This is a genomic window from Nocardiopsis potens DSM 45234, assembly GCF_000341105.1.
GTDB classification, from domain to species: domain Bacteria; phylum Actinomycetota; class Actinomycetes; order Streptosporangiales; family Streptosporangiaceae; genus Nocardiopsis_A; species Nocardiopsis_A potens.
In genome coordinates, this window is record NZ_ANBB01000021.1 from 144,818 (window position 1) to 150,817 (window position 6,000).

Here is a 6,000-nt window from a genome sequence, read left to right on the forward strand (position 1 = left end):
CGGGGCAGGGCGGTTCAGAACGGCTTCAGAACAGCACCGACATGACCTCGCCGACCTCGCGGAAGCCGACCCGGTGGTAGACCGCGCGGGCCGGGGCGTTGTAGTCGTTGACGTAGAGGGTGACCCGCGGGGCGATCCCGGTGCGGGCGAAGCGGGCGACCGCCGCCATCCCCGCCGCGGCGTGGCCGCGGCCGCGGAGCTCCGGGTGGACCCACACCCCCTGCACCTGGCAGGCGTGCGGGGTGACCGCGCCCACCTCGGCCTTGAACACCACCCGGCCGTCCTCGATCCGGGCGAAGGCGCGGCCGGAGCGGACCAGCTCCTCGACCCGGGCCCGGTAGAGCGCGCCGCCGTCGCCGGCGTCCGGCGCCACCCCGACCTCCTCGGTGAACATCGCGATGCAGGCCGGCAGGAGGACGTCCAGCTCGTCCAGGCGGACCCGGCGCACCAGCGGGTCGGGGTCGGCGCGCGACTCGGCCAGCAGCTCCATCACCGGCTGCCGGGCGCGGATGGCGCGGGCCGGTCCCCACACCGGGCCGAGCCGCTCCCACATGCCGCGGACCGCGGGGACCGGGCCGACGATGGAGGAGCAGCGCCGGCCCCGCCAGCGCGCGTGCTCGGCGAACCGGCGGACCGCCTCCGGGCCGGCGTCCACCGGGACCAGGTTGGCCCCGGAGTAGCAGAGCGCGGTGATCTCACCGTCGGTGATGTGGCCCCAGACCTCGGCGCCGAGCCGACCCGGGTCCAGGCCCGCGGCTCGCAGCCGGGAGCTGACGAAGACGTTGCCCACCGGGTCCCGGTCGAGCAGGGCGTGCACGGCTCCGAGGTCGCGCCCGTCGAGCACCCGCACCGCCGAGGTCCGCAGCACCCGCTTCACCCCGTCCGCCATCAGACGCCATCCGCTCACCGGCCGCCTTCCCGCACATGGCCGCCTCCGCGACCCGGCGCGCCCTGACAACGCGCCCGTCACCGGCCTTTCAAGACTATTCGACCACTTCCCGGTGGTCCGCGCCGCACCCGGGGCCGCCCCGTATCCGGGCCGCGCCGCGCAGGCGCGGGCCCGGGCGTGCGGCCCGGCCCGGTCAGCTCCGGGAGGGCGCCCCCGGTCCCTGCTGGTGCTCGCGGCCTCCGCCGCCGCCCTGCGCCGGCTCCGGGTCCGGCCCGGCCGCGCAGGCCAGGTCGGCGCCGCCGGTCCCGGCCGGGGCGGGCAGCGAGCCGTCCCGCAGGTAGCCGGCGACCGCGCGGTCCACGCAGGCGTTGCCGCCGAGCGCGACACCGTGGGTGTGGCCGCCCTCCTCGACCACCAGGCGGCCCTCCGGGAAGCGGTCGCGCATCGCGAAGGCGCCGTCCAGCGGGGTGGCGCCGTCCTCGGAGGCGTGCACCAGCAGGGCGTCCCGCACGGCGGAGCCGTCCACCTCGATCCACGGCCCGTCGCCGGCCGCCCAGAACGCGCACGGCGCGTTGTACCAGATGTTGTTCCACCCCTGGAAGGGGGCGTCGGCGTGCGCCTTCTCCCCCGCTGCGGTCCACTCCGGCCAGAACCGGGGCCACGGCGCGTCGGTGCACTCGGTGGCGAGGTAGGCGCCGTATCCGGCGTCGTCCGCGCCGCTCTCGCCGAACCGCTCGTGCGCCTTGAGCAGCGCCTCCGGATCGGTCCCGGAGACGTGGTCGGCCAGGGCCCGGGCCAGCGGCGGCCAGGCCGCCGAGGTGTAGGCGGCGGTGATGAAGGAGTTCTCGTACTCGGTGGGCCCGACGGTGCCGGCCACCGGCGCCTCGGCGAGCTCCGCGCGCACCCGGTAGTAGGCCTCCTCCACCGCGGCGGGGTCGGCGCCCAGGCCGTAGGCGGCGGAGTGCTCGGCGGTCCAGGCGAAGAAGTGCCCGGCCGCCCGGTCCAGCGCCCGGCTCTGCTCCAGGTTGGACTCGAACCAGGGGCGGCCGGGGTGCACCACGCTGTCCAGCACCAGGCGCCGCACGCCGTCCGGGAAGAGGGTGGCGTACACCCCGCCGAGCAGGGTGCCGTAGGAGTAGCCGAGGTAGTCGATCTTCTCGGCGCCCAGGGAGAGCCGGATCCGGTCCATGTCCCGGGCGGTGTCCTCGGTCCGCATGTGCTCCAGCAGCTCGCCGTTGCGGACGGCGCAGGCGGTGGCGTAGTCGGCGGCCCGCTGCACCAGGGCCCTCTCGGCGGTGCCGGTGGCGGGCACGGTGTCCGGGCGGACCGGGTCGAAGTAGCCGGGGTCGCAGCCGACCGCCGGGGTGCTCGCCCCGGTGCCGCGGGGGTCGAAGCCGACCACGTCGTAGCGGTCGCGCAGGTCCGCGGGGAGGCCCTCGGCGACGCGGGGGGCCCAGCCCCGGCCGGGGCTGCCCGGGCCGCCCGGGTTGACCAGCAGCACGCCCTCGGTCCGCTCGCGGGCGGGGACCCGGGAGAGCGCGATGGCGACCGTCTCCCCGGCCCGGTCCCCGGGGCCGCCGCCGGCCTCCCAGTCCAGCGGGACCTCCAGCTCGGCGCACTGCACGCCGGCTCCGCCGAGGTCGGTGCACTCGCCCCACTCCACCGAGTACCGGTCCTCCCTGGTCTGCTCCTTCGCCGCGGCGACGCCCTGCACCGGCAGCAGCAGCGCCGCCAGGGCGACCGCCGGAACCCCGATGGCCCGCATCCCCCACCCCCTACCTGATGTGACGACGCACATTCTCTCCGCAATCGCCGGGGCGGGCGGCGTCCGACACGGAGCGGGGGCGGGGCGTGTTCCCCCGGGGCCAAGGGGGGCGCTCCCCCGGCCGGGGGCGGCCGGGCGGAACCCGGTCCGGCCGGTGGGTAGCATCGGTCTCGCCGGGTCCGACCCGGAGCAGACGGGACCGATGGGAGCTTCAGTGCGGTTGGATCGCGTCGACGAGCGCATCATCGCGATACTCGGCGCGGACGCGCGCGCGAGCTTCGCCGACATCGGCGCGGCCGTGGGCCTGTCCGCGTCGGCGGCCAAGCGGCGGGTGGACCGGCTGGTGGAGGCGGGCGCGATCCGCGGCTTCACCGTGGTGCTGGAGCCCTCCTCGCTCGGCTGGACCACCGAGGCCTACATCGAGGTCTACTGCCGGCCCCGCACCTCCCCCGCCGAGATCCGGGCCGGGCTGACCGGCTACGCCGAGGTCACCTCGGCCTGCACCGTCACCGGGGAGGCCGACGCCATGGTGCAGGTCCGCGCCCGCGACATGCAGCACCTGGAGGAGACCATCGAGCGGATCTGCGCGGAGCCGTTCGTGGTGCGCACCAAGAGCACCCTGGTGCTGTCCCGGCTGGTGGACCAGCCGATGCTGGCCGGCGCCGAGCGGGGCCGCACCGCCTGACCCCGCGCCTCCTGCCCCCGCACCTCCGGGCGGTGCCACCCGGGCCCGCGCCCCCGCGGCGCCGAGACCGCTGCGAGCGGGGGCGGGCGCGGTGCCGCGTCCGCCCCCGCCCCGCGGCGTTCCGGGTCAGTCCTCGGGGAGCTCGACCGGGGCCAGCTCGTCGAAGAGGTCGCCCGGACCGGGGTTGGCCGGGTCGGTGGCCCCGCCGAAGTGGGTCATCACGCCCCACACCGCGTTCAGCGCGGTCTGCACCGCGCCCTCGGCCCACCCCGCGGTCCAGGAGATGTCGTCCCCCGCGAGGAACAGGCCGCGGTGCCGCTCCGCCAGGGCGTCCTGCTTGAAGTGGGTGAACAGCCGCCGCTGGTAGCGGTAGTGGCCGGGCAGGTTGGCCTTGAAGGCGCCCATGAAGTAGGGCTCGGCCTCCCAGGACACGGTCACCGGGTCGCCGATGACGTGCGAGCGGATGTCCACGTCCGGGTAGATCTGGGCGAGCGAGTTGAGCATGACGTCCATCCGCTCCCGGGGGGAGAGCGGCAGCCACTTCAGCGAGTCGTCGCACCAGGTGTAGGAGAGGCAGATGGCCGCGGGGCCGTCGTCCTCGCCCTCCAGCAGGTAGGTGCCGCGGGTCATCCGGTCGGTGAGCGTCATGCTCATCGCGTCCCGGCCGGTCTCCGGGTCGGTGTCCTTCCAGAACGGCCGGTCGACCGGGACGAAGAGCTTGGAGGACTCCATGTAGTGGGTGCGCTCGATGGCGGTCCAGTGGTCGATCGGCAGCAGCGACTCGTCGCACTCGATCTTGCTGAGCAGCATCCAGCTCTGCGCGGTGAAGACCGCCGCCGGGTAGGTGCGGATCGCGCCGGAGGCGTCGGTGACGGTGATGTTGCCGGCCGGGTTCCCCTGGGCGGCGGTGCGGCGCAGCGCGGTGACGGCCGGGCGGGGGTCGCCGCCGTGCAGCGAGGCCAGGCTGGTGCCGGGCGCCCAGTGCACGGTCTTGTCCGGGGCGTGCTCCCAGAGCCAGTGCGGGAGCCGCTGGATGCCGCCGACCACGCTCATGTGGTCGTCGTCGGCGCCGGTGTAGGTGACCCGGAGGATCTCCAGGATGGAGTTGGGGAAGTCGGTGTCCCAGCCGCCGGTGCCGAAGCCGACCTGGCCGAAGATCTCCCGGTGCCGGAACGAGGAGAACGCCGGGGAGTCGCAGAGGAAGCCGTAGAAGGTCTGGTTGTCCAGCCGGGCGACCAGGTCGTTCCAGATCTCCTTCATCGCCGCGACGTCGCGCTCCCGGATGGCGCGCTGCATCTCGGAGTGCCGGGCGCCCTCCTCCAGGGTGGTGTTCCAGGCCCGGGCCACCTCCCGGTAGACCTCGGGCAGGTCGTCGGTGGTGCGGGCGTAGTGCGACTCGCCCTTGAGGTCGACCACGGTGCTGGGGGTGGCCGGCGCGAGCGGGTTGGGGAACTCCTCGGTGCGCAGCCCGGCCTTGTCGATGTAGTGGAAGAAGGAGGTGGAGGAGGGCGGGAAGCGCATCGCGCCCATCTCCGCGACGACGTCGTCCGGGCAGCCGGGGAGGTTCCGGGTGCGCAGCCGGCCGCCGAGCTCGTCGGCCTCGTAGACGACGGGGCGCAGCCCCATCTTCATCAGCTCGTAGGCGGTGATCAGGCCGGACAGGCCGCCGCCGATGACCGCGACCTCGGTGCCGAACCGCTCCGGCGGGACCGACCCCAGCCCGGCGGGGTGCGCCAGGTAGTCGTCGTAGCCGAACGGGAAGTCCGGCCCGCACATGGTGAGCGGGCGCTCCTCGGAGCCGCCGCCGGGGGCGGCGGTGGGCACGGCTGACGTCATCGCGTGGTTCCTCCAGGAAATCGGTGGTCGGCCGGGGGCCGGGGGCGGGGCGGCGGAGTTCAGGCCGGTCCGGTCAGCGCCCGGTACAGGTCGGGGCGGCGGTCCCGCAGGTAGCCGGCCTCGCCGGCGCGGGCCGCGGCGATCGCCGCGGGGTCGGCCTCGGCGATGAGCAGCTCCTCGCCGGCACCGGCCCGGGCCAGTTCGGCGCCGTCCGGGCCGACCAGGGTGCTCAGGCCGCAGTAGTCCAGGTCGCCCTCGGTGTCGCAGCGGTTCGCGTAGGCGATGAAGATCTGGTTCTCCATCGCCCTGACCGGGACCAGGGCGGTGGCCACCTCGGTCGCCGGGTGCATCAGCGCGGTGGGCACGAGCAGGAGTTCGGTCCCGGCCAGCGCGTGCGCCCGCACCGCCTCGGGGAACTCCACGTCGTAGCAGATCAGCAGGCCGATCCGGAGGCCGCCCAGGTCGGCCTGGACGACCGGCTCGCTCCCGGGGGCGAAGGCGGACCGGTCCAGCTCGCCGTAGAGGTGGGTCTTGCGGTAGACGGCGCGCTCGGCGCCGGCCGCGTCGACCAGCCGGACCGCGTTGCGGACCGGGCCGCCGTCGCGCTCGGGCCAGCCGTAGGCGATGGCGATGCCGGCCTCGGCGGCGATCCGCTGCACCTCCCGCCCGATCGGGCCGTCCGCGGGCTCGGCGAGCTCCGCGGTCCGCCCGCCGATGGCGTAGCCGGTGATCGAGCACTCCGGCCCGACCAGCAGGTCCGCTCCGGCATCGGCGGCCCGCCGGGCGGTGCGCCCGAGCCGCTCCAGCGCGGCGGGGGCGTCCCCC

At 75.6% G+C, this 6,000-nt stretch carries 5 protein-coding genes; 1 reads left to right on the plus strand and 4 read right to left on the minus strand.

Going from position 1 to position 6,000, the window contains the following annotated elements:
• Window positions 1-25 precede the first annotated feature (25 nt).
• Both D459_RS0108195 and D459_RS0108200 read right to left on the minus strand, forming a co-directional pair.
• Window positions 26-868 (minus strand): GNAT family N-acetyltransferase, encoded by an 843-nt coding sequence (locus tag D459_RS0108195; RefSeq protein WP_026120180.1) that lies wholly within the window; start codon window positions 866-868, stop codon window positions 26-28.
• A gap of 214 nt (window positions 869-1,082) precedes the next feature.
• Window positions 1,083-2,654 carry an alpha/beta hydrolase gene (locus D459_RS0108200; RefSeq protein WP_017592514.1) on the minus strand — a complete coding sequence of 524 codons (1,572 nt, stop codon included), beginning with the start codon at window positions 2,652-2,654 and terminating at the stop codon, window positions 1,083-1,085.
• A gap of 214 nt (window positions 2,655-2,868) precedes the next feature.
• On the opposite strand from D459_RS0108200, the gene D459_RS0108205 reads away from it, so the two are divergent.
• On the plus strand, window positions 2,869-3,339 hold the full coding sequence (locus tag D459_RS0108205) for an Lrp/AsnC family transcriptional regulator (protein ID WP_026120181.1): 471 nt from the start codon (window positions 2,869-2,871) through the stop codon (window positions 3,337-3,339).
• Between the two features lie 126 nt (window positions 3,340-3,465).
• On the opposite strand, the gene D459_RS0108210 is transcribed toward D459_RS0108205, so the two are convergent.
• Together D459_RS0108210 and D459_RS0108215 are read right to left on the minus strand one after the other, a co-directional pair.
• Window positions 3,466-5,175 (minus strand): flavin monoamine oxidase family protein, encoded by a 1,710-nt coding sequence (locus tag D459_RS0108210; RefSeq protein WP_026120182.1) that lies wholly within the window; start codon window positions 5,173-5,175, stop codon window positions 3,466-3,468.
• 59 nt (window positions 5,176-5,234) lie between these two features.
• On the minus strand, window positions 5,235-6,000 hold a 766-nt coding region (locus D459_RS0108215), incomplete at its 5' end, for a nitrilase-related carbon-nitrogen hydrolase (protein WP_017592517.1).

Coding starts and splice junctions, on each gene's coding strand:
- D459_RS0108200 (WP_017592514.1), bottom strand. CDS start 2,654: ATGCGGGCCATCGGGGTTCCGGCGGTCGCCCTGGCGGCGCTGCTGCTG.
- D459_RS0108210 (WP_026120182.1), bottom strand. CDS start 5,175: ATGACGTCAGCCGTGCCCACCGCCGCCCCCGGCGGCGGCTCCGAGGAG.